Consider the following 26,698-nt stretch of genomic DNA (forward strand, 5'->3'; position numbering starts at 1 on the left):
TGCGACTAAGTGGCCGTTCTCTTTTTGCCCTTTAATACACTATTAAATATAAGAAATCGCGGCAACATTACACTCTACACCTACGTCAAATATTGTAGTGTGTTTATTTGTATTGTCAAAAAAATTTTTTGGTTATACTATAGACATTATCCAAAAAAATGTTCTTAGGAGGTGCTGCTTCGTGAAAGACGGTGTAGAATCACTTATAAAGAAATTTGGTCTAGAGATTTCGTCAGAACAACGCAACTACTTAGATTATCTATATGAAAATTTACATGTAGAAGAGCTAAGTGAGAAGGAACAACATTTTTTTATTGATTATTTTTACAAAAGTGAGACACTGCGTAATATGGCAGCATTTGCACTTGAGCTAGCGGATGTTATGCATGAAATCCGAGAAAACGTTCCAGCTATTGAACAGGCCGAGCGCTTAGCCAACGGTAAAGAGCAACGCATGTACTATGCGCAAAAATGGCAAGAAGCGAGACGTCAAAAGTTAAAGCAGCATACAACTAAAAGTGGAAATGTACTATATGTGCCATTTGTTGATTACAAGGAAGAGCAAGGGCCTATTATTATTTGTCTGGAACAAACTTTTGGTATGGAGAGGTATTCAGCGCTTTGTAAAAGTATGATTTTGCCGTTATTTATGAATGCACATAAAGAGCAAAGAGATCTATATATCGTGCCATACGATTGTCAAATTCACGTGCACTTCCGCTTTGAAAATGGTCATTTAAATCTATCTGATTTTAAAGATTTTATTGAATATAAGGCACAAGGTGAAGCAGCTATTTTGCCTGTGCTACAGTTTGTAAAAGGTTTGCTACAAGAAAATCAGCAATGTGCAGAAACGGAGGTTCTTATTTTTACTGAAGGGAATCCTGTTGATGGACCACATTTATTAGGAAAGCGTGCAAAGACCATGTTAGATGAAATGAAGCAGCGCTATCATGCTGAATTTTCTGTTATTGCGATGAATGAGCATTGTTTTAATGAGCATCACTTCTGGTTTGCAAATAGAGCCATTTTTTCAGAGGATGCGATTCAATAAAATGCGAAGCTGACCAAATCGTTATTGGTCGGCTTATTTTTACTGTAAATCTTAACATCAATTTTTTGCACAAGTATAATTGAAAAAGTACATAGGTATGTAAAAGGAGTATTACATGGATTCATTGAAATGGTTATTACCGAACTTGACTGTACCAACGTGGATAGACATTACCATTGCGGTCGCATTTTGTGTTGTGGGATGGTTGTTTCAGCATTTTGTGCTGAAGAAAATCATTACGAGCAGTGTTACATTTTTAAAGAATAGACAGCGTCATTTTCAAGCGACTGTTCTTGGACAATTTAATAAGGCAATCCGATATGCGTTTATGTCAGCAGTAGTTGTCCTAAGTTTATCGAATTTACTTAAAGTATTTTTATTTACACATTTTGCAACAAAGAATTTTGTGTTGTCTATCATGGTGTTTTTTGCCTTTAAAGGCGTATATGATGTGCTTCACTACTATACAAAGAAACCATTAGAGTTAAATAGTGACGAGGAGCAAAATGTTCTTTTACCGTTTTTCCTGCGTATTGGTAAAGTGCTTATTATGATTTTAGCTATGTTTACAATTGCGTCCTTTTGGAACTTTAATCTAAATGGCTTTTTAACAGGAATTGGTTTAACAGGGGTAGCGATTGCTTTTGGTATTCGTGACACCCTAGCCCATGTTTTTGGTGGGATGTCCGTTGCACTCGACAATCCATTTCAAATAGGCGATTGGATTGCGACAGAGGATCAAAAAATAGAAGGTACCATTGAGGATATCAACCTTCGCAGTACACTTATTCAAACAGGCGACAAAGGGCTTGTTTATGTGCCGAACTCATATTTAGTGAATCGTCCAATATATAATTTATCAAAACGAGAGAAACGAAAATGTGAGTTGTTTTTATATGTAGCTGCGGAAAACGAAGAAGAAACATTACGTAGTGCTTTAAGCACAATTCATCAGCAAATTCATTTGCATGCAAATACTGAAAAAGAGCTGATTCATGTATATATAGATGAATTCTATCAAGCATCATATCGGGTTCTTGTTCGTTTTTATGTTGCAACCAATGATACGGCTGTTATGTTAAATGTACGGCAGGATATTTTATTTGTGATTCGCCAAGTTGTTCAAGATTATGAGATAGCACTTGCAGAACAACCGGACGAGTGTAAACTTGAGAAAAAATAATTTGAATTGTTCGATATTTTACATTACAATATATACTAATAATCGGCTTAGATGAAGAGTAGTAGCTATTATTATTTGTTCAAGAGAGCTAGCGGTTGGTGGAAGCTAGTACAAATAAATAGCGAATGGACTTCGGAGCCCTAATCCAGAAGTTAAGTATGGATTAGCGTTTGCCTACGTTACAAGGCGTTGAGAGGGTCTTTTAAGACCAATAAAGGTGGCACCACGGCTTTTCCGTCCTTTGCGATGGAAAGGCCTTTTTATATGGTTTTTTGGTGTAGTAGAGCAGAGCATAGTGAAGGAGAGATTAAGAATGACAGTTGAGCTTAGCAGATTTGCCATCAAAGTATTACAGGGGGATATGATGACGCCTATATCGGTGTATCAATCTCTGACAGGAAAGCATAAGATGCTATTTGAATCTTCAGCCAAACATGAAGAAAGTGGGCGTTATTCCTTTATCGCGGTTAACCCAATAGCAGAACTGATTGGGTATAAAAACGGTTATCAATATACTAAAGGAATGAAAATGGATACGTCTAACGATAATGTCTTACAAAAACTAAAAGAAGTAATGCCACTTCATGAAGCGGATTATCCTTTTGCTTTTTTTGGTGGCGCAATCGGCTTTTTTGGTTATGAAACCGCCTTTTATGCTGAAAAAATTGGTGAATATTTACATGATAATTTAGAAATGCCTGATGTCCATGTTTTTTTCTATGATACGTTTATCGTGTTTGATCATTTGAAGCAAGAGGTGACATTAGCAGCAATCGATTTATTTAATGAAGGGCGCACCCTTGATAAGATGGAAGCCGCTATTGCTGAAATTGAGCAACAGCTACATGCAGGTACGACATTTGGTGCAATGGAGCTAGGTACAATTGATTTTCAACCAATGATACCAAAGGAAGAGTTTATTGCGATTGTTGAGCGCGCAAAACAGCATATTGTGAAGGGAGATATTTTCCAAATCGTGTTATCCCAACGTTTTTCTTCATCGTTTACAGGCAATCCATTTGCCTTATATCGGCAGTTAAGAACGTCGAATCCATCACCTTATATGTTTTATATGGATTTTGAGGCATACACAATTTTAGGAACTTCTCCAGAGAGTCTTGTAAAGGTCAAGGATCGCAAAGTTACAACAAATCCAATTGCTGGAACAAAACCACGTGGTACAACGCAACAGCAAGATGAAGAAATTGCTGAAAGCTTATTGACGGATGAAAAAGAAATCGCTGAGCATCGAATGTTAGTTGACTTAGGGCGTAATGATATTGGAAGAATTTCCAAGATTGGCACCGTGAAGCTTGTGAAATATATGAACATTGAACGCTACAAACATGTCATGCATATTGTATCTGAAGTTATTGGTGAACTTCGTGATGAAGTCCATGTGTTAGACGTTCTTAGCGCATGTTTGCCAGCTGGTACAGTGTCGGGGGCCCCTAAGATACGAGCAATGCAGTTAATTAATGAGCTAGAGCCAGTGAAGCGCGGCGTTTATGCTGGTGCAGTTGGGTATATTTCAGCTTCAGGTGATATGGATTTAGCGTTGGCTATTCGTACGATGGTAATCAAAGATGGGTTTGCGCATGTGCAAGCAGGTGCAGGCGTTGTGTATGATTCAGTACCTTTGTCTGAATATGAAGAAACAATAAATAAAGCTCGTGCGCTACTGGAGGTTAAACAATGATTTTACTCATCGATAATTATGATTCATTCACATATAATTTATTTCAGCAAGTCAGTATGCTTGGTAAGGAAGTTCAAGTAGTAAGGAATGATGAAGTAACAATTGAAGAAATAATTGATATGCAACCAGAAGCAATTATTTTATCACCAGGTCCAGGTACACCAAATGAGGCAGGAATCACAGTACAAGTTGTACAAGAACTATATACAAAATATCCGATTTTAGGGATTTGTTTAGGTCATCAGTCGATAGGGCAGGCATTTGGGGGAACAATTGAGCAAGCTAAAAATATAATGCATGGCAAGCTATCTGCTCTACAGTATGAGCAAACAGGCGTTTTTGCGCAATTCGAAGGTGATATGGAAGTGATGCGCTATCACTCGTTAATCATAGAGCCATCCACGTTGCATGAAGATTTTATTATAACTGCCACTTCGCGTGATGATGGAGAAATTATGGCTATTCAACATAAGCACTATCCACTTGTTGGATTGCAATTCCATCCAGAATCAATAGGCACTAAGACAGGTAGTGACATCGTGCAAGCCTTTTTAGCACTCGTTTAGGTGCGTGCCAGGCACTCAAACAATTTCCAAACAATTTGATTTTCAATAGAAAAAATCCACTTGCCTCCTGCGACTTATGAAGTGCTACGCGGAGAGCGAAGTGGATTTTTGTCATTTACGATGTATTATTGCTTTTTCCCAGTTATTAATTTGGCAATTTCCTCTAATGACATGGAAGAATTAACTTCATAAGAGCCGATTTGTAAACTTCGAGCATATTTTGCGTTCGCAAGTAATAGCTCCATCTCTACACTATTTGTAATAATGCCACCGTCTTCGAGCTTTTGCGCCACAATATAGGGCGTTATACCGCTATATATTTGAAGTGTCATTGTGACTTCATTATCAGCGTTCTTATCAGCTTTCGGGGTACTATCAGTACGCTTATCTTCTGCAGACGTGTCAGTTGCATTTTCTTGTTGCTTATTTTCATTCCCAGTTTCTTTCGTCGAGTTCGCTTTTAATGTTGCGATTTCTTTCGTTGCTTGCTCAAGTTTTTTTTGTAGTTCCTCTACATCCTTATCGTTTGAGGAGGAAACTGTCGGTAGACCAATATTCAGATCCAAGCGATCGGCTATAGAAAGCAATGCGCCGACTAGGAAAAGGGCGATACCAAATGCACGGATGGCGGATTTATTCATTATTATCTACCTCCGTTTGCAATCACTTGTCGCACTTGCTCTTCCGTTAAATTGGAGCGAATACTAATATCAGCAATGGAAAGCCCTTGCTTGTTGAGTTCGAGTACCTGACTGATAATGATTTCATGAATCGGCTTTAAGTTGTTTGGCATCGGTTCAGCCTTTTTTACTTGTGCAGCTTGTTGAACAGCCTGCATAACCTGTTGAACCTTTGGATTTTGCGTCGGAGGATTTTTAGCTATGGATGATTTAACCTGAAATTCAGGTTCTAGTAATAGCTCTTCTTCTACAATTTTGAGACGTCGCTTTAAATTATTCGTTTCTTGAAAAATAGAAATGGACAATTCTTCGACATCTTGTTCGACTTTTTTCGCACTATCTTTGAAAAAGAACGATAAAAAGATAAGAACGATACCGACAATCATAAGTATGATGGATAAATCCACTAGTTTCACCCCATTAAATTATGTAATTATAAGGTATTTTACCACATGCAAACTTAATATGAAATGAAGGTAGATTTTTTTTCAGTTTATGTTATAATAGGTTAGTCGTATAAATCATGCTCAAATTTAAATTCTTGATATAGAGTGGGAGGGTTAATAATGCGCGTAAATATTACTTTAGCTTGCACAGATTGCGGCGAACGTAACTACATTTCTAAAAAGAACAAGCGTAACAATCCAGAGCGTCTTGAACTTAAAAAATATTGCTCTCGCGAGAAGAAATACACTCTTCACCGTGAAACAAAGTAATCGCTCATTAAGCCAAAACCACACGTGGTTTTGGCTTTCTACATTTTAAAGGGAGGTGCGATGTCGTGGATAAAAAATCGTTGCGAAACAAGGTGCGTGAAGCACTCTCAAATATGAGTGCAGCTACATATCGCGAACAATCATTTGCTATCGCAAGAAAAGTGCTACAGGAACCATATATAATAGAAGCAAATACGATTGGCATTACAATTTCTAATAAGCCAGAAGTGGACACAATTCATCTAATCGAAGCACTTTGGAAGCTTGGTAAAACAGTGGCAGTTCCAAAATGTAACGCAAAAACAAGAGAAATGTCATTTTATGCGATAGAATCGTTTGCCCAGTTAGAAACTGTTTATATGCATTTGCGTGAACCAATTCCGGAAATAAGTGAGTTTGTTGACGCAAATGAAATGGATATCATACTTGTTCCTGGCGTAGTTTTTGACACACAAGGCTATCGAATAGGCTACGGTGGTGGTTATTACGATCGCTATGTATTACACTATAAAAAAGGTAAACTAATGTCTGTGCTTTTTGATGAGCAACTATATGAACAGGTGCCTGTAGAGACGCACGACTACCCAGTAGATCTTATCATCACACCGACAAAACGCATTGATTGTGAAGCGCAACGAGGAGCGAAATAAAATGGATAAAATGCTAGATATTTATGATTTATTAAAAACATATGGCACTTATATTTATACACGTGATCCTATTGGCGATTTAATGTTAATGGAGGATGAAATTCGTGAGTTGTACAAGGCGAATGTACTCGACATTAAAGATTACCAAATGGCACTGTTGTTAATACGACAAGAAACGACAAGACTGCGGGTTGAGCAAAATAAGCAGTAATGTTTCAATAGCGAATAATTTGGGTTCGGTAAAAATATCGTAATATGTATGTAAAATTAGTAAAAACAGTGGTTTACCACTGTTTTTATGTTTTTACGAAACTTTTTACATTTAAAAACGTATATATTAATGTTAAGCTATAATGAAGCCGAGGAGAAAGGCTGCCAAAAATATATCTGTTGATTATCTGTAAAAAATGGATTAAGATATATTTTGTTTCAGAAATCAAATTGTAAATTTTATTATTTTTTTGTAAGGAATAGGGAGGATGTTAGGAATGAAATTAACTAAGTGGCCTAAACATTCATTTATGATACTAGCAATCGTAGCAACTTGGATAAAAACGGTCATTGTGTACCACACAAGCTTTGAGTTGAAAATTGAAAATGCAATGCAACAATTTATTTTGTTTATTAATCCATTAAGTTTTTTACTGTTTGTTTATGGATTATCGTTATTCTTTAAAACACCTAAAATAAGAAATCGCTATATAATCACTATGAGTATCGTATTATCGATTGTTTTATACGGAAACGTTGCGTTCTATCGATTCTACAATGACTTTATTACATTGCCGGTATTATTCCAGACAAGTAACTTTAGTGATTTAGGAACTTCCGCTGCAGCTATTATTAATCCATGGGATCTTTTATATTTTGCAGATGTCTTTATTATTATTATCGCTAATAAGTACTTACCTAAAATGAAAGCAGCAGTAAAAGTAAACGTTGAATTCCGCCGTGCATTTTTCGTGTTAGCTATTGCGATGACATTTTTAAACTTAGGTTTAGCGGAAACAGAGCGTCCACAATTATTAACACGTAGCTTCGACCGCGAACTACTTGTTAAAAATATAGGTACGTACAACTATCATCTGTATGATATTTATATCCAGTCAAAATCATCTGCACAACGCGCATTAGCGGATGGCAGTGAATTAGTAGAAGTGAATAACTACATTCGTTCTAACCAAGCAGCGATTAACGAAGATATGTTTGGAAAATACAAAGATCGTAACTTAATTGTCGTGTCTCTCGAGTCATTACAAAACTTTGTGATTAATAATGATATGAATGGACACGAAATTACGCCATTCTTTAACTCTTTAACAAAAGATCCAGATACGTATTATTTCAGTAATTTCTATCACCAAACAGGGTTAGGGAAAACATCGGACTCTGAGTTTATTGTAGAAAACTCATTATTTGGTCTTGGCCGTGGTGCGGTCTTCTTCACACATGGTGGTAATACGTATAACTCAATGGCAGAGCGTCTTGGGGAAAATGGGTACTTTACAAACGTTATGCACCCGAACAATAAATCGTTCTGGAATCGTGATATAATGTACCAATCTTTAAAAATTGATAAATTCTATGATGTAGACTCATATAAAGTAGAAGAAGGCCAAGCTGTCAACTGGGGTATGAAAGATATTCCGTTTATGGAGCAGTCCGCTGCATTGATGAAAGACATGCCACAGCCATTCTACTCTCGTTTAATTACGTTAACAAACCACTATCCATTCACTTTAGATCCAGAAGACGTGATGATTCCTGAATACACATCAAACTCAGGAACGTTAAATCGCTACTTCCAAACAGTTCGTTACATGGATGAGGCGCTAAAAGACTTCTTCCAAGATCTAAAAGACCAAGGCGTTTATGATAATTCGATTATCGTTATGTATGGAGACCATTATGGAATTTCCGAAAACCATAATAAAGCAATGGCACAATATTTAGAAAAAGACGGCATTACACCGTATGATAATGCATTATTGCAAGAAGTACCTTTATTCATCCATATCCCTGGCGATGGTCAAGGGAAAGAGATGACAGAGGTATCTGGACAAATAGATTTACGACCAACTATTTTACATTTACTTGGCGTTGAAACGTCAAAAGATATGCAACTTGGTGCAGATTTATTCTCACCAGAGCACGAGGATTTCGTTATTTTCCGTGACGGCCGATTCATTACAGATAAATACGTTTATGCTGGTGAGGCTTGCTACGACAAAGCAACAGGGGAACAAATTGATGTAGCGCCTTGTCAACCTTATGCAGACCGAGCAACAACGGAATTAGAAAATTCGGATGCCATCATAAACGGGGACTTACTCCGATTCTATGATGAAAAAACAGGCAATTTAAAACAAAATGCAGTGAAGTAAATCAAAAAAGGCATACTAGAACTTCTAGTATGCCTTTTTTTGGTGCCAGTCACCCAAACAATTCAGTTAATTTCGAAAATTTAGCAATGCAATCGTTGCTAGTTATCTTTTATAGATGCGATAGGAACTGTTGTAAGTCCTTTTGTGTAACTTGCCCCTCCACTGTATATCTCAAAGTCCCCTCAGCATCAATAATAAAGGTAGTAGGGTAAGCCATGACTTCGAAAGCCTTCCCGAGTGCTCGATCATGATCTAAGAAAATAGGAAAACTTAAATTGTATAATTGTTGAAACTTGATTGCATTTTCACGACTATCATTTGAAGTTGCATTGATTGCGAGCAACTCAACATTATTTGGTTTTTGCTCATAAAAAGTATTTAAGTCCGGCGCTTCCTCATGACAGGGACCGCACCAAGAAGCCCAAAAATTAATAATTAGAATGTTCCCTTTATATTCTTCTAACGTTGTTGAGGATTCATCTAAGCGTGTTAAAGGGCTTTTAAAGTTAAGCATCTTTGCCCCTGTTTGTTTATCTACAATCAAATTAGGTTGGCTCTCTTTGTATATTTCATTTTTCACAGCAATACCAATGAGTGCCAGTACAACTACTAACGAGATGACCATTAATATCGTTTTACGTTTCATCATAAATCTCCTTTTAGTGCATATAGATATAGGCAAATTAAATAAATTATACCATCTTTATAAAATACTACCTTATATGATAACGTAATTTATGAGAAAAAACCTCCTATTTTTTATAAGGGTTAGCATGATTCATGGATGAAAACATTCTACAGAAAAGAAAAAGAGCAGCCTCCTAATAGAGACTGCTCTTTTCTGTCTGGATTTTAGTGTAACGCTGGAGGATATCCACTATGAACGATTGTCATGATGACGAACCAACCGAATACCCCAGCACTTGCTAAGTTGAAAACAATGCTTAGTAAGTTTTTTTCTTTAATTGCTTGGAATGTACCAACGACAGCTAAAATCGCTACTAGACCAAAAATAACCATTAATAAGTTCATTAAAAAAGACACTCCTTTCGACATCAGAAAATGAATGTCGTAAACAATATTCCTCCTTAATTGTAAACGTTCTACCTGTTTTTGTCGAGGACTAATATAGAGTAAAGTATGAACTTTTATCGTCAAATTGTGGCAAAGAATGTATAATATGAAGTTGAGGTGATAAAGATGATGAACGTACGAAGCTATTCCCTTGGACCAATCCAAACGAATTGTTATATCGTATCGAATAAAGAGAAAGAATGCTTAATATTTGATCCAGGCGAAGAAGCGACAAAAATTATAAAGGTAATTCGCAGCAATGGATTAAAGCCATTGGCCATTTTTTTAACACATGCCCATTTTGATCATATTGGTGCAGTGGATGAAGTCAGAGAAGCTTTTAATATTCCTGTGTGGATTCATGAAAAAGAGGTTAGCTGGCTAGATGACCCGATGAAAAATGGTTCTGGTAAATATGCTTCTTTACCAGATTATAAGGTTGCTGCTCCTGCTAAAGAACATATTATTAAAAAAGAGCAACTTTTTGAAATAAGTAATTTTGTATTTAATGCCGTATTTACTCCCGGCCATTCACCTGGTAGTATTTCATATATTTTTGAACAAGATGGTTTTGCCATCGTTGGAGATACATTATTCGAACAAAGTATAGGGCGTACAGATTTACTTGGAGGATCAACAAAACTATTACTTGCATCCATTCATGACAAACTCCTATCATTGCCTGAAGATACCATTGTTTACCCTGGTCATGGGAATTACACAACCATTGGTACAGAAATGGAAACGAATCCTTTCTTAAATGGCTTTTAATGGCGTTTTAAACGGCATGTGATAGCGATAGGTAATAAAAAAAGCGTGTCTCAAGATTTTGAGACACGCGATTTTTTGTATTAATGACCGCCACCAGGTACGTGAATGAATGTTGTATAGTACGTGAAGCCAGCGAAGAATACAGTTAAATATGCTCCGAAAATGTACATGTACATACGTTCTGAAAGGTTCAAGAAGCCTAATAATAAGAATAAACCTGTATTACCTACGAATAATAGCGATACCTCGTTCATACCACCAAGGTAGAACATAACTGCAAAAATACCTGTCCAGAATGCCATAACTTTATACATATTATCCATGAAGATTTCCCCTCCTTTTGCCCACGACACAATAATCTCTTACTCATTATAAATGATATGAAAGGTGTCTGTAAACTGGAACTTCTGCTTCTTTGTGACAAACAAATGGATTTTACAAATTAGCTATCGATTTCTGTCACGTTAATTTCATATTTGCATAAATCGCAGTTATGTACCATGCTTTCGATTTGGATAAATTCATTACTAGAAAATAATGCATTTAATTGTCCTTTTAAGTAAGATTCGTGTAAAGTACAAACGATGTCCGAGTGGGTATTAAGCTGCTCTTGGAATGGGCAATTAAAAATGGAGAAAATAACTTTTTTCCCTTTTTCCGTTTGCTGTATTTGTGGAGTATAGCCAATTAATGCAGCATTGTCTGTTAATAGCTGAAGCTTTTGTTCGAAGGATAGCATGTTATTAAGTTTTAATTCAGCATTTACATAATTTCTCATTTGTTGATAGCCATCTTGATAACTAATTTCCTGACATTTAATTAAAGCAGATGGTCCTAACTCTTGTACTAATTGGATCGTCCATTTTAATAAGCGCTCTTCATCACGTCTAGGGAATGTTAGTGAAACACCTTTTTCTGATGCCTTATAAACACGACCAGGTCGTCCACCTTTACCAGTTTTTGCGAAATCTGCTGTAATAATATTAATTTCTGAGAGCTTGGTTAAGTGAAGGCGTGCAACATTTGGATGAATGCTGAATTTATCAGCAATATTTTGTACTGTTACCGTTTTTTTCTCTTTTAAAATATACTCATAAATGGAGTACCTCGTTTCGTCGGCTAAAGTACTAGTAATTTTTAATGGATGGATCATTTACATCACCTCATTGTATTATTTGAAAAATTGCTGTTAATGAAAAGTTAGGAAAAAAATCATGCTGATTCTATTATATTGCATTATTGGAAAAGATACAGATTCTTTAGGCTTAAATATTATCTTTTTCATATGTTTTGTTCATAATTTGTGAAAATTTGTATGTTATCCACAATATTTTTAGAAAAATCTGCGTTTGCTAGTGAAATATCCATCAAATTTTTATTTTAGAAAAAGGGCTTTTCTCGTAACGTGTTCCTCTTTATACTAGGAAATAACGAATAGAGCGGTCATATTCGAATGAACTAGAAAGAAGGGGTAATTATGCAAACTTTTGAATCTGTTGTAGAACAAAAGAGTGAGCATCTTTTAGTGAAAGCCTATCATTTTGGTGCTTCGGATTTATTACTCATACCGCAAGAAAATCGGTATATAATCTATTTTCGAAAATATGATAAGTTACTGACAGCAGGAGAGCTCCCCACTGAACTCGCCGAGCGCATCGTGTCCTATTATAAATTTTTAGCAGCATTAGATATTAGTGAGCGGCGTAAACCACAAAGCGGCTCTTTTCAGAAAATAGTGGAGCAAAATCGTTTTGCTTTACGCGTTTCCACACTTCCTTCTGCTTATTTAAAAGAAAGCCTTATTATACGGCTTCTTCTTCAAAACCACGCATTTCCACTTACATCCTTAAGCTATTCCAAATGTGCAGCTGATAAGTTAACCAAGCTAGTAGACAATCAACAAGGCATTTTATTGTTTTGCGGGGCAACAGGCACTGGTAAAACAACGTCTTTGTACTCTTTAATACACCATTGTTCTAGCGAGCTTCAACGCCATGTTATTTCATTAGAAGATCCTGTAGAAAATAAACAAGTCAATCTTCTTCAAATTCAAGTAAATGAACGAGCGGGCATTACTTATGCGGCGGGCTTAAAAGCGATTTTGCGGCATTCGCCAGACGTGATTATGATCGGTGAAATACGCGATCAAGAAACAGCTAAAATTGCTATCGAGGCAGCTCTTACAGGTCATTTAGTGTTGTCTACTATTCACGCGAAGGATTCAGTAAGTTGTCTCTATCGGCTTTTAGATTTAGGGGTGTCACCAGAAGAGCTTCGTCAAACAGTAATTGCTATTGTGGCACAAATGTTATTACACCTTCCGCAACAGCAAGAGGAAAGACGAGCATTATTTGAAATACTATGTGATAGCCACCTTGATCATGCCATTCAAGCTTTGATACAAAAATCGCATTATGCAATGCCTTATCGTCTAACGTTGGCTGGTCAAAAAGAAGAAATTATGAGGCAACAATATGCTGCAGCTCAGAGCGTTTATTGACAAACTACAACTGGATTATAAAAGAACAACAAAGTGGCGACTAAAAGAACAAGCACAATTTATTAGGCGTTTAAGTGTCTTAATACAGGAAGGCTATTTGTTTGCTCAAGCGGTGTCGATGCTGCTGCCACACCATGTGAAAAACTATGAGGAGGTTCAACAATTTGTAGATGAAGCACTTAAACAAGGAAAAGGTGTAATTGGCGTATTTGACACTTTACAATTAGCCAAGCATTATTTGGTAGCCATTTCAATTGCTGAACATAATGGACATATGGTTGAAGCATTAGGTGGTGTGGCCAAGCAAATGACTTTGAGCCAAGAGACTAAGAAAAAATTAATGAAGTTACTTTTGTATCCAGTAGTATTGATTGTATTTTTACTGTTGTTGTTCCTGTTATTTCGTACGTTTTTCTTTCCTAATATTGAAGCAATGGTGACAAGTCGCAACGATTATGGAACAGAGGAACAGTCGTCTATTGCCGTATCTAAATTATTATTACATGTTCCAGACGTATTTATCGTAGTCCTTTTTGTTTTGACTTTAGGTAGCATCATTTTTCAGCGTATGCTAAAAAGGTTATCGGTTGCTAGACAGCTCCAAATAATGTTGAAAATACCTTTTGTGAATAGCTATTTTCGCTTAACCATGACAAAACAATTTGCTGCTTATTTGGGTAGCTTGCTGCACAGTGGTTTTTCCTTACAAGCAAGCTTGCAGATTTTAGAGCGACAACGGTACCAACCGAATGTACGCTTTTTAGCTAGTCGCATAAAGGAAAGGGTTACTTTTGGTGATACCTTAACACAGGCAGTTACTTTACTTCCAGTGTGGCAAAATGATTTCGCTACGTTTGTAGAGCATGGGGAGCAAAGCGGTTACTTAGGGAAGGAATTAGTATTGTATAGTGAATTATTGTTAGAAAAACAAGAACTCCTGTTGCAAAGATTGCTTGCATTTGTACAACCAACGTTTTTTGTTTTTATTGCTTTATGTATTGTTGCGGCCTATGTCAGTTTATTGTTACCGATTTATCACATGATTGAACTTATATAGGAGGACCTATCATGAAACATATACAACAAGAAGCAGGATTTACTTTAATTGAAATGTTAATTGTTCTGTTGATTATTTCCATTTTAATACTTATTACAATTCCTAATGTTACAAAACATTTTGCGACGATTGATGAAAAAGGATGTGCTGCATATATCTCGATGGTGCAAGGACAAGTCGAGGCTTATCGGATAGATTTTATGGAGTATCCTTCATTAGACGATTTGGTGGCAAAGGGATATTTAAAAGAGCAGGGAACGACTTGCCCAAATAAGGAAAAAATCGTGATTACCACTAAAGGAGAAGTGCAATTAGCAAAACAATCCTCTACAGCAGAGGTTGATGGACAATGAATCACATTAAAAATGAACGAGGCTATACGCTACTTGAAATGGTCATGGTGTTATTTATAGTAATGTCATTAACTGCCATTGTAACAAAATTATCAGTGAAAGTAGCTGAAGCAAAAGAAGTGGAACGTTTTTTTATGCAAATGCAATTAGACCTTCACTATTTGCAAACGTATAGTATGCACCACAAGGATTATATATTTATAAAATTTGAGCCACACTTACAACGTTACAGTATTAAAAAAGATTTTTTTACAACAGAATATACTCGCCCCTTTCCAAAAGGGGTAGAACTATTGACAGAAGGGACAAACGTTTATACAGTGCGCTTTAACTTTATCGGTAATATGATGACGCCAGGGACACTTTATTTTCATACACCTCAAGGGCTTAAAAAAGTAGTCATAACGCTAGGGCGAGGGAGAATGAGGGTCGAATGAATGAAATGGGCTACTCCTTTGTTGAAACAATTGTTTCTGTTGTTATTGTAATGCTGTTATGCTCGACGTTAATTCCGATTAGCTACACAATGAAAACAACCCTCTATCATCAAAAGCTTGAAGTTGCCGCTGCCGAAACGGCTTATGAAGGGTTAAAGCAATATCGTTATTTCCAGCAAGTCGCAGGAGTAAAAACGATTGACGATGTAGAGTATCATTGGCTATTTGATGGACAGAAAATATGTGTCACATTTCAAAATACAAGAGAACTACGTCAAAAGTGTATTGAATTAGCAGGTGAAATTCGATGAACAACAAAGGATATACTTTATTGGAAGCGCTGATTCAAATGGTCGTCTTTGTGCTCGTTTGCCATGTTTTCATCTTCATTATTCTGTGGGCTCTTACAATAAAAACTTCTATCATGACGGATGAACATTCAAAATGGGAGTTATTTGTTTTCGAAATGACTACTAATTTGGCCAATGCTACTTCCTTATCCGTAAGGCAAAATCAAAGAACGATCATGCTTCAAACAGCCAATACATGGCAGTATTTTGACTGCTATCACAATATGATTCGACAAAGAGTGAATGGTGGTCATGTCCCGATGCTTGTGGGTATAAACAATTGCCAGTTTCAATTGAGTGGCAATGAACTGACAATCGCTGTCGAATTTCCAAGCGGTTTAAAGAAGGAGCGGACCTATTTTGTACCAATTATTGAAAAATGACAGAGGGGCTGTTTTTTTAATCGCAATTGCATTATTATTTTTTGTAACTACTTTTGTTCTTACGTATTGCATGTCTTATGAGATTCAGTTTCGAACATATGATGGGTTAGAAAAGATGAATGTTCGAGCTACGATAAATTTATTAGGACAAATTTTGTCAGACAGTGTAGAATCGTAGTAAGAAGGTGATTCGAATGCGAAAAATATATTTAGTGGGCTTTATGGGCTGCGGGAAGAGTGCGTTAGGTAGACGGTTAAGCTATTTATTAAAATTACCCTACTATGATATGGATCATGAAATTGTCAGACAGCAGGGAATGACGATTCCACAAATTTTTGAGAAGTATGGAGAGGCTCGTTTTCGCGAAATAGAAACGGAATTTTTGAAAAATTTCCGCGACGAGGCATGTATTATCTCTACAGGTGGCGGTGTGGCTATAAATGGGGAAAACCGTAAAATTATGAGACGCAGTGGACTTGTATTCTTTTTAGATGCGACATTCGAAGATATTTATAAACGAATACAGCATGATCCAAATCGACCAATAGTACAAAGCTCAACCAAGGAAGAGTTAGAGGAGCTGTATCATTACAGAAGAAAGTTTTATCGCGATGCAGGCCATATTCAAGTGCTGACAGAAGGTAGAACGATTCGGCATATTCTAGAGTATTTAGTATTTCAAGTAAAAAGATTAAAAAGCGAACGATGATTGATTTATATGACTGTAATATTCGTCTTTTAAGTTAAATTAAAAAATGTTTGCCTTTTCAATGCAATCAATGTTAGGATATAGACTAATAAGATAACTTTTTGTACATTGAATACTAAATAGTACCAAGATCATTCTTGGGCGGATGATTGTACGGGGAGAGCGCGTGTAGACGCCACCGAAGGAGCAAGTAGCAAAGGGCTATGAATCTCTCAGGTAAAAGGACTCGTACAAGACGCAACTCTGGAGAGAGCTGTAATACAACAGCCACCAAAGGGGAAAGCCTACTGATTGGCATTTTCGCAATGCGAGTTAGATTGGTGTAACTTTCAGGTGCAAGGACAGAGAATCCCGAAAAGGGGTTCGTCTGTCTTTTTTTATGTCTAGACATTGTTACGGCGTATGCGCTTGAAATGTCAAAAAAGCAGACGAACTACTACCAGTAAAATGATACAAACAATAAGGAGGCAATAGTAATGACGAATGAATTAAAACGTACACCTCTATTTGACGAATACGCAAAGTATGGTGGTAAAACAATTGACTTCGGTGGATGGGAATTGCCAGTACAATTTACTTCTATTAAAGAAGAACATGATGCAGTGCGTAATCGTGCAGGCTTATTTGATGTGTCTCATATGGGCGAAATTTTAGTAACGGGTCCAGATGCACTAGCGTTTTTACAAAATCTTTTGTCCAATGACATCGCTAAAATTGCTACTGGTCAAGCGCAATACAATGCAATGTGCTATGAAGATGGTGGCGTTGTCGATGATTTATTAACTTACAAACTTGCAGATAATCATTATTTACTATGTGTCAACGCAGCCAATATTGAAAAAGACTTTGATTGGATGATGGAAAATCAACATCAGTATGATGTCACAATCGACAATCAATCGGAAGCTTTTGCACAAATCGCTTTACAAGGACCACTTGCTGAAGAGCTTCTTCAATCATTAACGGCTACGGATTTAAGTGCGATTAAATATTTCCGCTTCCAAGAGGATGTTGACATTGCAGGACATAAAGCGTTAGTATCTCGCAGTGGTTACACGGGTGAAGATGGTTTTGAGTTATACGGTGCTCCAGCGGATATTAAAGCTCTTTGGGATATTATTTTAGAGGCAGGAAAAGACAAAGGCGTTGTGCCAGCAGGCTTAGGTTGCCGTGATACATTGCGCTTTGAAGCGGGTCTGCCACTTTATGGGCAGGAACTTTCTGCTACAATTTCACCACTTGAAGCGGGCATTGGCTTTGCTGTGAAATTGAATAAAGATGACTTCATTGGGCATGATGCGTTAGTAGCTCAAAAAGAGAATGGTTTAGCGCGTAAAATTGTCGGCATTGAAATGATTGATAAAGGGATTCCACGTCATGGTTACAAAGTGTTCAAGGATGGTCAAGAAATCGGTGAAGTGACAACAGGTACGCAGTTGCCTTCTTCAAAACGTAATGTTGGTAACGCCTTAATTGACAGCCAATTCGCAACTATCGGAACAGAATTGGAAATCGAAATTCGTGGTAAGCACTTAAAGGTAGTAACAGTTGAAACACCGTTTTACAAGCGTTCAAAATAAAATTTGAAAAGAGGGACCTACATTTATGAAACATCGTTATTTACCAATGACGGAGCAAGACAAACAAGACATGTTAGACGTAGTTGGTGTATCGTCAGTCGATGAGTTATTCGAGGATATTCCTGAAAAAGTACGTTTCAAAGGCCTTTATGATATTAAAGAAGCAAAATCAGAATCAGCACTTTTAAAAGAGTTATCAGCACTCGCTGCAAAAAATAAAGATACAAATGCGAACGTATCATTTTTAGGTGCAGGTGTCTACAATCACTATAAACCGATTATCGTGGACCATGTCATTTCTCGTTCAGAATTTTATACAGCTTATACTCCGTACCAACCTGAAATTTCACAAGGGGAATTACAAGCTATTTTTGAATTCCAAACAATGATTGCGGAGCTTACAGGCATGGATCTTGCCAACTCTTCTATGTATGACGGCGGAACAGCACTGGCAGAAGCAGGGATGCTAGCAGCAGGTCATACACGTCGTAAGAAAATTTTAGTATCTGAAACGGTTCACCCTGAATATCGTGATGTCGTTGCTACATATGCATACGGTCAATCAATCGACATCGTCACAATTCCTCATAAAGATGGTGTCACAGATGTAGAAGCTTTAAAAGAGCTGATTGATGAAAATACAGCGGCTGTTATTGCACAATATCCAAACTTCTTCGGTCAAGTAGAAGATTTACAAGTTATCGGAGATATTGCACATGATGCGAAAAGTTTATTTGTTGTATCATCTAACCCACTTGCACTAGGAATTTTAACACCACCAGGTAAGCTTGGTGCCGATATTTGCGTTGGCGATGCACAAGTATTTGGTATTGCGGAAAGCTTCGGCGGTCCACACTGTGGATTCTTCGCTGTCACAACAAAATTAATGCGTAAAGTGCCTGGTCGTCTTGTTGGGGAAACAGTAGATGGTGAAGGTCGTCGTGGTTATGTGTTAACACTACAAGCGCGTGAGCAGCATATTCGTCGCGACAAAGCAACATCGAATATTTGTTCAAACCAAGCGCTGTTAGCTCTAGCAGCATCTGTTGCTATGACTGCTTTAGGCAAGCAAGGCGTACGCGAAATGGCCATGCAAAATATTGCGAAAACACGCTACGCAAAAAATGCTTTTGAAGCGGCAGGCTTTACAGTGGCATTCCAAGGTGCACACTTTAACGAAATCGTTGTAAAAACAAATAAATGCGTGAAAGAAATCAACAAAGGCTTACTTGAAAAAGGCATTATCGGCGGTTATCCATTAGGTCAAACATACGATTCACTGAAGCAACATGTACTAATCGCTGTCACAGAATTACGCACGAAGGAAGAAATTGATGCACTTGTTGCAGAAATGGGGGCTCTCAATGCATAACGAAAATCAATCACTCATTTTTGAAATTACAAAAGAAGGTCGCGTAGGGTATAGCTTAGAAGCGTTAGATGTACCAGAAATCGATCTTGCGGATTTACTTCCTGCAAACTGTATTCGTGAAGAAGCGGCGGAGTTACCAGAAGTTTCTGAGCTTGATATTATGCGTCATTATACAGCACTATCTCGTCGTAACCACGGTGTAGACTCTGGTTTCTATCCACTTGGTTCATGTACGATGAAGTACAATCCAAAAATCAATGAGTCAGTGGCACGTCTATCTGGCTTTGCTAATGTACACCCATTACAAGATGAATCTACTGTTCAAGGTGCAATGGAACTTCTTTATGAACTGCAAACGTCTTTAGTCGAAATTACAGGGATGGATGAAGTCACATTACAACCAGCAGCAGGTGCGCATGGTGAATGGACAGCATTAATGATGATTCGTGCCTTCCATGAAGCAAACGGCGAAGGACATCGTAATAAAGTCATCGTTCCTGACTCTGCACACGGTACAAATCCAGCATCAGCAACAGTTGCAGGCTTTGAAACAATTACAGTTAAATCTGATGAAAACGGCTTAGTCGATATCGAGGATTTACGTAAAGTAGTAGGGCCAGACACAGCGGCATTAATGTTAACAAACCCAAATACACTAGGTTTATTTGAAGAAAATATTATCGAAATGGCAGAGCTTATTCATGAAGTTGGCGGGAAAGTATACTACGATGGCGCTAACTTAAATGCCGTAATGAGTAAAGCACGTCCTGGCGATATGGGCTTTGACTGTGTACATTTAAACTTACACAAAACATTTACAGGTCCACACGGTGGCGGTGGTCCAGGTTCAGGTCCAGTAGGCGTAAAGGCTGATTTAATCCCATTCCTACCAAAACCAGTACTTGTCAGAACAGAAGATGGCGCATACCACTTCGATTATGAGCGTCCACAATCTATCGGTCGCGTAAAACCTTACTATGGCAACTTCGGCATTAACGTACGTGCTTATACGTATATTCGTACGATGGGTCCTGATGGCTTAAAAGCTGTTACAGAATATGCTGTACTCAATGCAAACTATATGATGCGTCGCCTAGAGCCATTCTACGACCTACCATATAACCGTCATTGCAAGCATGAATTTGTATTATCTGGTCGTCGTCAAAAGAAACTGGGCGTTCGTACATTAGATATCGCAAAACGTCTGTTAGACTTCGGCTACCATCCACCAACAACGTACTTCCCACTCAATGTGGAAGAAGCGTTAATGATTGAGCCTACAGAAACAGAATCAAAAGAAACATTAGATGCTTTCTGCGACATTATGATTCAAATCGCCAAAGAAGCAGAAGAAAACCCATCGATCGTACAAGAAGCGCCACATACAACAGTCGTATCTCGCCTAGACGAAACACGCGCTGCCCGTACACCAGTGCTTCGTTATCAAAAAGCATAAAAACAAAAACTGCTCGACTAGTATTGTAACTGGTCGGGCAGTTTTTTAGTGTAAAAGTGCGAATTGCTGGAAATCATTAGAATGACAATATCCTTCCTATTATTTCGTTTCGTAAAATAGAAAACATAGCAGACATTTTCAATAAACACTGATATTATAGTTAGTTAATATAGTAATAAAATTGAATAAATACATTTAATTGTAATTAACTCTTGTCTTTTTATTAAAAAATATAGTAAAGGATGGGCGGAAATAATGATTGCTATTCATTCGGAGTGTTGTTTATCAGTTCATACAACACTAAAAGATACATATATAATAAAAGAAATTCTATCCACAAGTAAATTGTCTATTGTATATCTTACCGAACAAGTGCAAACTGGCGAGCATCGGGTGATAAAGGAATTTTTCCCCAGTGAAATAGCTTTACGGGATTTAGATAATAAGACGATTATTTATCGCTCGCCATCTAAAAAACAACAGTTTGAGGAACTGAAGGACAATTTTATTCATGAAGCACAGATATTGGAACAAGTAAATCATAAAAATATTGTAGAATATGTGACACACTTTGAGGAGAATAATTCAGTCTATATTGTTATGACACTTCATAAAGGGACGCCAATGGATAAATATTTATTAGATTATCAATTAAATACTAGGGTTCAATTATTTGATACAATATTTCTTCCAATAATAGATGCACTTTGTCATTTACACAACAAAGGAATTATTCATCGAGATATAAAACCTAATAACATTATTATTGATAAGGAAGGCAGTCCTCGTTTACTCGACTTTGGCTCGGCAATTTACTATGAAACAACTATTAATCCTACTATATATACAACTGCAGGATATTCACCAATCGAGCAGTACTCAAATCAATCTGAACAAGGAATCTATACAGATATTTTTAGCCTAGCTGCTACTATATACTATTCAATGACAAATATTGTGCCACTAGATATTTCGCAAAGGGTGAATGATGACCAGCTGGTGAATATAAGGAACTATAATAAAAATGTGAGTATAGTAATGGCGAGAATCATTAAGTGGTGCCTAATAGTAGAGCCCCAAAAACGGTGCTCCTCACTGAAATGGGTGGAAATGGCTATATTAATTGAGAAATTTAAACAAAAAATGCAAAATTACTTAGCGCGATATAATAATAAATAGCCACATGGGTATCAATTTTAATCCTTATTAATCATTTTTTATTTACATAATTATAAATATAAAACAGCTTTTGGAATTTCTATAATGAATCCATAGGCTGTTTTTTTATTGATATATCAGCGTTTTTTTGCAATTTACTACGTTTAGATTGTGCTTTTTTTCTTTTGGTTAAAAATTACTAATAACAGTACATTAATAGAAAAAAGTACCAATGCAAATATTGACAATAAAATAAGATATTGTATAGTTACTTTGTGATACAAATTGTTATTAGTGAAGGGTTCATTTAACGGAATTTTAGTGAAGCCATTTTACTCATCAGTGAAGTAGACAGTACATATTTTAAACATCAGGTACTATAGATTATCTATACCATATACGAATTTAAACTATGCTTGATGATGCATTAAAAATCTAAAATAAAAGGGATTCTAACGCCTAATTATTTACATAAAATAACTAAAAAGTTTTAAATAGGAATTTTTAAAGATTTTTAATGACTTCACTAATGACTATGCTTATTTAATCCATTATTAAGGGAGGGATGGCTGTACATTACAGCCGAAAAAATGGAGATTATTAATCAAACAAACAGAACGATGCTCTTTGAGGAAATTAATCCGGAAAAGTTAGATTTAATTACACTTGTTGGGGATGTTAAAGGAATTGATAGTCTAAGCGATGAGAAAATCAAAGAAATAAATCAATATCTACTTGTAAAAAGCTTCGATGAATTTTTAGATAAATTCTCTCCAACAGTTTATTCATTCTACAATGCTGCCAATCAAAAAGTAATGTATACGCTAAAAAAACCTGAAGGCATTCAAGACGATTGCATTTCTGAAATCGCAATTGATCAGAATAATGATTTTTTGAAAATGCTTTTCACCCTTATTGATACGAAACGAAGCCAAGGAATTACGAATGTAGATTTTAAATTTGAAAATCTATTAGACATGATTTCTCCTAAAAAAGTAATGGATGATATACGCCAAGTAAGAAAAGAAATTCATTACTTGTATGGTGAATATGACAAATTAGACGATGGTGATCCGAAGAAGCTAGATACTGGAGATAAGTTAAATCTTATGTTTGAGGTTGCCAGCAGAAACTATAACAATGTTATGGCCATGTTGCCATTAGCAATTGAAGATATAAAAACGAGACTTTTACTAGGTGCTAATCAGGAGGAAAATGAGTCCGAAAAGTTACAAATTGGAACACTTACTATTGGGGACACAGGTGAATTAAAAATTATTGAAGCACCTCAAACGAATTCATCAGAGCTGATGGTTATTGAAGAAAACAGTAATTATGGTTTAAGTACTGTTTTCGAAGAAGACTATGAAGCAATCACAGAATCTCCATCTTCTTATGTAAAAGATTTAGTCGTAAGAACATTTTCCCCTTTACCATCAGTGAAAGCGGATTTTGATGTTGAAACAGAAGTACAAAATTACAATACATACCTAGAATTCTATAAGGATGCTAAGGATGAATTTGTAAAGACAGTAAAGCCATTAGTTGAAAAGCTACTCGGAGTAAAAATGTACTTTGACCAATATGCAACTAAAAATAAAGGGATGCAACCTTCGCTATTAGTTACAAATACAAAACTAGATATGCTTGTTAAAAGTAATAATTTGCCAAGATTGCGTACGTATTTAAATACTGTCAACTCGAAAAATGATTTTACAGATACAGTATGGTATGGAATCGTCCCATCACTTGAACTTGAAGCTTCTGGAAAGATGAAAGTGACTAGATCTCGATTTAAAGGAAATGAAAAAGTTGCAAAGCAGGAAGGCAACACGATGGAATCTTTATCTAGTCTTCTGGATACAGTTAAAGATTATAAAGTCCAAATATTCTTTAATTTTATGGCTGAAGAAGAGACAACGTTTAATGGTATCGCTACGGCAGGTATTGACCGTTTAATCGATAAATGTTCGGTGCTCGTTCGCAAAGATTATAGTGAATTTGCAATCCCTTGCTTGCCAAACTTTACTATAATTCCGAAAGATAAGTCTGGGGTTGTCATTGATACAAGAATGCAGACAACGGAGAATGGTGCGCGACTATCAAAAGAAAAAGAAGATATTTTAAAACTTTGGATCGAGGGTGTATATGTAGGCGCAAGCTATGTAGCAGCAGGGATTGTGTCCGCTTATCAATGTCCAGAGTATTTAAAAGAATCATTTAGAAACGTGAAGAGAAATTATCCGGGGGTTCGTTTTGACATTGAAGCAGGTGACAACTCATTACGTGCTGTGACTACGATGGCAAAAGAAATTTCTGGATTTACAAATAATATTAAAGATGCGATTAATAGCAGAAGCTTTGGATTTGTATTCTCATCTGAAAATGCACAACTGCAGGATAAAGATATTAAACGTATTACAGTATATAAAGCTAGAAGCTTAGCGATGGAAGAAGATGGATTCGACTCAATCTACAAAACTCAAGTTAGTACGTATATTGAAAGAATTCTACGATTCCAATCAGGTGACTTTAAGCATGAGAATATCGTTCGCTTCTTTAGTAATAATCCAAGTAGTCAAAAAAGTAAGTGGCTAAATGATAAAGGCCATGTAAACTCGATCATTCATGATGGAGATGATATTGGCTACATCATTGATGAGAAAACAAGCTTATGTCAAATCGACCTTGTATTTAACGGTAATGTTAAAAATCTTGAAGTCACGATTACTAAAGGGACAAGTGCTGTTAAAGCATAAAACCGAACATGAAGAAACTACGGACATCGATTGTTTAAATCGTATGTTTAAGATTTGTTATTTAAGCAAATCTTTTAACATAAATATGAATTTACTCAAATGACGGGCTTGATAAAATCCTTACATATTTCTCGTTACGTTCTTGCAAAACGATACGAGAAATGAAGTCAGCTAGAAATATGGTCAATTTTATCAAGCACGATTTAAAGAGTGAATTCAACAACTATTAGGAGGGAATAAGAATGGGTTTTGTATTAAAAGTAGAAGGTTCAGAGGCAATTGAATTAGGATTAGAGAGCATTATGACTGTCGAGTATGAAACAGATACACCGAATGACTCTAACGCTCGCTCAACAGATGTGGGTGCAACTTTAAAAGTAAAGGGTAAAATCCTAACAGCAACAGATGGTGATAATTCAGATGATACGATGAAATTAGGATTATGGTCATTAGTACCTGCTGAAAAGTCGGACTGTTACCGTAAAGTAACACTTGAAGTTATCTCAGCTGATCAAGTTGTACGAAAAATTCACTTCCCAAATGCGTTTGTTGTTGACTATACAGAAAGATATGGCGACACAGAAGGTATTGGTGAATTCTTCTTATTCATTAAGCAGAAGAAAGATAAAACAGATTTAGCGAAAATCGAAGGCGGCTATGCTGTTTAATGTAGAAGTTTGATAGAACACACTATTATCTAAGGGACTATATAGTTCCTTAGATAATTTTGAATAATCCTAATACAGGGGATGAAAAATAGTGAAAAATCATTATGAAACTTTAGGTGTCAGCAGACAAGCCACCCAAGATCAAATTAAGCTTGCATACAGAAAATTATCTAAAAAGCATCATCCTGACGTAAGTGGAGGCAATAAAGAGTCCGAAAAAATTTTTTTAGAAGTACAAGAAGCTTACAAAGTATTGAAAGATACGTCTACTAGAGAGGCCTACGATGCTCGCCTGAATGGGACGACAAAAAACAGTGATCATAGTTATGAACATTCGACAAAAACAAAAGCTCAAACAACTACCCATCAACAAGCATTTAATATGAATGATATTGAGAAAAATTTCGAACATTTTTTTGGATTTAATCCAAAAACGAAAGAAACATCATCCACACTGCATAAAACAGCAAAGAAGAACCCTTTAGATACAACTGATTTATTCGAACGTTTTTTTAATAAATAAAACAAGTTTGCGAGGAGGAGAATGCTATCGTGAATAATATGAAAAATACTGTAGAAGTAAACACGTACAATGCAAATAGACAAATGATGATAAAAATTATCGATATTATCATCGTAATCATCGCCTTCTTTTTTATTTTATATGTATTTGTGATGAATCAGGACTTTCTGTTGAAAATTATTATTGGGTCGATGCTGGCAATAATTATCATTGCTTATGGATTAATTAAATACGAAGCAAAAGAGACAATGTATGAATATACAGATACAAATATTCAGAAAATTGTATTGCTCAATGAACGTGGGGCAGAAGTAGAAGAATGGTTGTTAAATGATAAAACCTCCATGTTGATTGGCAAAAGCTCTAGTGAACAAGAGGTAGATATTGATTTAACTGGCACGGAATATGAATCGCTTATCAATTATGAACATGCTGTTTTAAATTGTGTATCTGGTATGTGGTACATAGAAGACATAGACTCTGTAAATGGTGTCGGTATAAAAAAAGCACACAAACGTGTAAAAAGTAGTTTAAAACAGGAAAATCCTTATCGCTTAAATAGTGGCGATATTATATACATAGCAAATACACGAATTTTAGCAAAATAAAAAGTTG

30 protein-coding genes, 1 riboswitch and 1 other annotated feature are annotated in these 26,698 nt (G+C 36.3%); of the genes, 24 read left to right on the top strand and 6 right to left on the bottom strand.

The window, feature by feature from the left end; all coding sequences use genetic code 11:
* Positions 1–181 precede the first annotated feature (181 nt).
* The 4 genes from LS41612_RS08550 (at position 182) to LS41612_RS08565 (ending at position 4,502) form a co-directional block, all read left to right on the top strand.
* Positions 182–1,054, top strand: coding sequence for a hypothetical protein (locus LS41612_RS08550; protein WP_024361282.1), 873 nt, complete (start codon positions 182–184; stop codon positions 1,052–1,054).
* Between the two features lie 115 nt (positions 1,055–1,169).
* Positions 1,170–2,237 carry a mechanosensitive ion channel family protein gene (locus tag LS41612_RS08555; protein WP_024361281.1) on the top strand — a complete coding sequence of 356 codons (1,068 nt, stop codon included), beginning with the start codon at positions 1,170–1,172 and terminating at the stop codon, positions 2,235–2,237.
* Between the two features lie 39 nt (positions 2,238–2,276).
* Positions 2,277–2,482: a binding site (T-box leader), on the top strand.
* 68 nt (positions 2,483–2,550) lie between these two features.
* The gene (gene trpE / locus LS41612_RS08560) at positions 2,551–3,936 is read left to right on the top strand and encodes an anthranilate synthase component I (RefSeq protein WP_024361280.1); all 1,386 of its coding nucleotides are present in this window, start codon (positions 2,551–2,553) and stop codon (positions 3,934–3,936) included.
* Positions 3,933–4,502, top strand: coding sequence for an anthranilate synthase component II (locus LS41612_RS08565; RefSeq protein ID WP_029747102.1), 570 nt, complete (start codon positions 3,933–3,935; stop codon positions 4,500–4,502). Before trpE ends, LS41612_RS08565 begins: the two co-directional genes overlap by 4 nt.
* A gap of 125 nt (positions 4,503–4,627) precedes the next feature.
* Here the strand turns inward: LS41612_RS08565 and LS41612_RS08570 are convergent, their stop codons facing one another.
* Together LS41612_RS08570 and LS41612_RS08575 are read right to left on the bottom strand one after the other, a co-directional pair.
* Positions 4,628–5,143: a hypothetical protein gene (locus LS41612_RS08570; protein ID WP_024361279.1), complete on the bottom strand. Its 516-nt coding sequence runs from the start codon at positions 5,141–5,143 to the stop codon at positions 4,628–4,630.
* Positions 5,144–5,145: 2 nt separating this feature from the next.
* A complete protein-coding gene (locus LS41612_RS08575) occupies positions 5,146–5,589 on the bottom strand; it encodes a hypothetical protein (protein ID WP_024361278.1) in 444 nt (147 codons plus the stop codon).
* Between the two features lie 159 nt (positions 5,590–5,748).
* Here LS41612_RS08575 and rpmG point away from each other — a divergent pair, with 159 nt between their 5' ends.
* From rpmG to LS41612_RS08595, 4 genes are all read left to right on the top strand, one after another.
* A complete protein-coding gene (rpmG, locus tag LS41612_RS08580) occupies positions 5,749–5,898 on the top strand; it encodes a 50S ribosomal protein L33 (protein WP_008408521.1) in 150 nt (49 codons plus the stop codon).
* A 65-nt stretch (positions 5,899–5,963) separates the two neighbouring features.
* The gene (locus LS41612_RS08585; protein ID WP_029747101.1) at positions 5,964–6,548 is read left to right on the top strand and encodes a 5-formyltetrahydrofolate cyclo-ligase; all 585 of its coding nucleotides are present in this window, start codon (positions 5,964–5,966) and stop codon (positions 6,546–6,548) included.
* A 1-nt stretch (position 6,549) separates the two neighbouring features.
* Positions 6,550–6,759: a YqgQ family protein gene (locus LS41612_RS08590; RefSeq protein ID WP_024361277.1), complete on the top strand. Its 210-nt coding sequence runs from the start codon at positions 6,550–6,552 to the stop codon at positions 6,757–6,759.
* Between the two features lie 277 nt (positions 6,760–7,036).
* Positions 7,037–8,932, top strand: coding sequence for an LTA synthase family protein (locus LS41612_RS08595; protein ID WP_024361276.1), 1,896 nt, complete (start codon positions 7,037–7,039; stop codon positions 8,930–8,932).
* A 109-nt stretch (positions 8,933–9,041) separates the two neighbouring features.
* On the opposite strand, the gene LS41612_RS08600 is transcribed toward LS41612_RS08595, so the two are convergent.
* Both LS41612_RS08600 and LS41612_RS08605 read right to left on the bottom strand, forming a co-directional pair.
* The gene (locus LS41612_RS08600; RefSeq protein WP_105928901.1) at positions 9,042–9,581 is read right to left on the bottom strand and encodes a TlpA family protein disulfide reductase; all 540 of its coding nucleotides are present in this window, start codon (positions 9,579–9,581) and stop codon (positions 9,042–9,044) included.
* A 203-nt stretch (positions 9,582–9,784) separates the two neighbouring features.
* Positions 9,785–9,964, bottom strand: a complete 180-nt coding sequence (locus LS41612_RS08605) for a DUF2759 domain-containing protein (protein WP_024361274.1) — start codon at positions 9,962–9,964, stop codon at positions 9,785–9,787.
* Positions 9,965–10,132: 168 nt separating this feature from the next.
* Between LS41612_RS08605 and LS41612_RS08610 the strand changes: the two genes are divergently transcribed.
* Positions 10,133–10,777 carry an MBL fold metallo-hydrolase gene (locus LS41612_RS08610; RefSeq protein ID WP_024361273.1) on the top strand — a complete coding sequence of 215 codons (645 nt, stop codon included), beginning with the start codon at positions 10,133–10,135 and terminating at the stop codon, positions 10,775–10,777.
* 80 nt (positions 10,778–10,857) lie between these two features.
* Here LS41612_RS08610 and LS41612_RS08615 read toward each other — a convergent pair whose 3' ends face one another.
* Together LS41612_RS08615 and LS41612_RS08620 are read right to left on the bottom strand one after the other, a co-directional pair.
* Entirely contained in the window at positions 10,858–11,100 is a 243-nt protein-coding gene (locus tag LS41612_RS08615) for a DUF2626 family protein (RefSeq protein ID WP_024361272.1), read from the bottom strand.
* 119 nt (positions 11,101–11,219) lie between these two features.
* A complete protein-coding gene (locus LS41612_RS08620) occupies positions 11,220–11,930 on the bottom strand; it encodes a helix-turn-helix transcriptional regulator (protein ID WP_024361271.1) in 711 nt (236 codons plus the stop codon).
* 324 nt (positions 11,931–12,254) lie between these two features.
* On the opposite strand from LS41612_RS08620, the gene comGA reads away from it, so the two are divergent.
* The 15 genes from comGA to LS41612_RS08700 all read left to right on the top strand — a co-directional run bounded on the left by comGA (position 12,255) and on the right by LS41612_RS08700 (position 26,691).
* Entirely contained in the window at positions 12,255–13,277 is a 1,023-nt protein-coding gene (gene comGA / locus LS41612_RS08625; RefSeq protein WP_024361270.1) for a competence type IV pilus ATPase ComGA, read from the top strand.
* Positions 13,252–14,334, top strand: coding sequence for a competence type IV pilus assembly protein ComGB (comGB, locus tag LS41612_RS08630; protein ID WP_227665359.1), 1,083 nt, complete (start codon positions 13,252–13,254; stop codon positions 14,332–14,334). The genes comGA and comGB overlap by 26 nt, the downstream gene beginning before the upstream one ends.
* A gap of 11 nt (positions 14,335–14,345) precedes the next feature.
* Positions 14,346–14,687: a competence type IV pilus major pilin ComGC gene (comGC, locus tag LS41612_RS08635; protein WP_024361268.1), complete on the top strand. Its 342-nt coding sequence runs from the start codon at positions 14,346–14,348 to the stop codon at positions 14,685–14,687.
* A complete protein-coding gene (gene comGD, locus LS41612_RS08640; protein WP_024361267.1) occupies positions 14,684–15,124 on the top strand; it encodes a competence type IV pilus minor pilin ComGD in 441 nt (146 codons plus the stop codon). Before comGC ends, comGD begins: the two co-directional genes overlap by 4 nt.
* A complete protein-coding gene (locus LS41612_RS08645; protein WP_024361266.1) occupies positions 15,121–15,435 on the top strand; it encodes a type II secretion system protein in 315 nt (104 codons plus the stop codon). The genes comGD and LS41612_RS08645 overlap by 4 nt, the downstream gene beginning before the upstream one ends.
* A complete protein-coding gene (gene comGF / locus LS41612_RS08650) occupies positions 15,432–15,857 on the top strand; it encodes a competence type IV pilus minor pilin ComGF (RefSeq protein ID WP_024361265.1) in 426 nt (141 codons plus the stop codon). Before LS41612_RS08645 ends, comGF begins: the two co-directional genes overlap by 4 nt.
* Positions 15,858–16,051: 194 nt before the next feature.
* On the top strand, positions 16,052–16,567 hold the full coding sequence (locus LS41612_RS08660) for a shikimate kinase (RefSeq protein ID WP_024361263.1): 516 nt from the start codon (positions 16,052–16,054) through the stop codon (positions 16,565–16,567).
* 145 nt (positions 16,568–16,712) lie between these two features.
* Positions 16,713–16,805, top strand: a riboswitch (glycine riboswitch).
* Positions 16,806–17,043: 238 nt separating this feature from the next.
* Positions 17,044–18,147, top strand: coding sequence for a glycine cleavage system aminomethyltransferase GcvT (gene gcvT / locus LS41612_RS08665; RefSeq protein ID WP_024361262.1), 1,104 nt, complete (start codon positions 17,044–17,046; stop codon positions 18,145–18,147).
* Between the two features lie 25 nt (positions 18,148–18,172).
* Complete coding sequence (gcvPA, locus tag LS41612_RS08670; protein WP_024361261.1) at positions 18,173–19,519, top strand: aminomethyl-transferring glycine dehydrogenase subunit GcvPA; 1,347 nt, start codon at positions 18,173–18,175, stop codon at positions 19,517–19,519.
* Positions 19,512–20,975 (top strand): aminomethyl-transferring glycine dehydrogenase subunit GcvPB, encoded by a 1,464-nt coding sequence (gcvPB, locus tag LS41612_RS08675; protein ID WP_024361260.1) that lies wholly within the window; start codon positions 19,512–19,514, stop codon positions 20,973–20,975. The genes gcvPA and gcvPB overlap by 8 nt, the downstream gene beginning before the upstream one ends.
* 255 nt (positions 20,976–21,230) lie before the next feature.
* Complete coding sequence (locus LS41612_RS08680) at positions 21,231–22,154, top strand: serine/threonine protein kinase (protein WP_024361259.1); 924 nt, start codon at positions 21,231–21,233, stop codon at positions 22,152–22,154.
* 569 nt (positions 22,155–22,723) lie between these two features.
* Positions 22,724–24,892 carry a hypothetical protein gene (locus tag LS41612_RS08685; protein ID WP_024361258.1) on the top strand — a complete coding sequence of 723 codons (2,169 nt, stop codon included), beginning with the start codon at positions 22,724–22,726 and terminating at the stop codon, positions 24,890–24,892.
* Positions 24,893–25,134: 242 nt separating this feature from the next.
* Positions 25,135–25,560 carry a hypothetical protein gene (locus tag LS41612_RS08690; protein ID WP_024361257.1) on the top strand — a complete coding sequence of 142 codons (426 nt, stop codon included), beginning with the start codon at positions 25,135–25,137 and terminating at the stop codon, positions 25,558–25,560.
* Between the two features lie 91 nt (positions 25,561–25,651).
* Positions 25,652–26,083, top strand: a complete 432-nt coding sequence (locus LS41612_RS08695) for a DnaJ domain-containing protein (protein ID WP_024361256.1) — start codon at positions 25,652–25,654, stop codon at positions 26,081–26,083.
* A gap of 38 nt (positions 26,084–26,121) precedes the next feature.
* Positions 26,122–26,691 (top strand): FHA domain-containing protein, encoded by a 570-nt coding sequence (locus LS41612_RS08700; RefSeq protein WP_051147702.1) that lies wholly within the window; start codon positions 26,122–26,124, stop codon positions 26,689–26,691.
* Positions 26,692–26,698: the final 7 nt, after the last annotated feature.

Origin of the sequence: Lysinibacillus sphaericus, from assembly GCF_002982115.1 — a bacterium.
GTDB lineage: Bacteria > Bacillota > Bacilli > Bacillales_A > Planococcaceae > Lysinibacillus > Lysinibacillus sphaericus.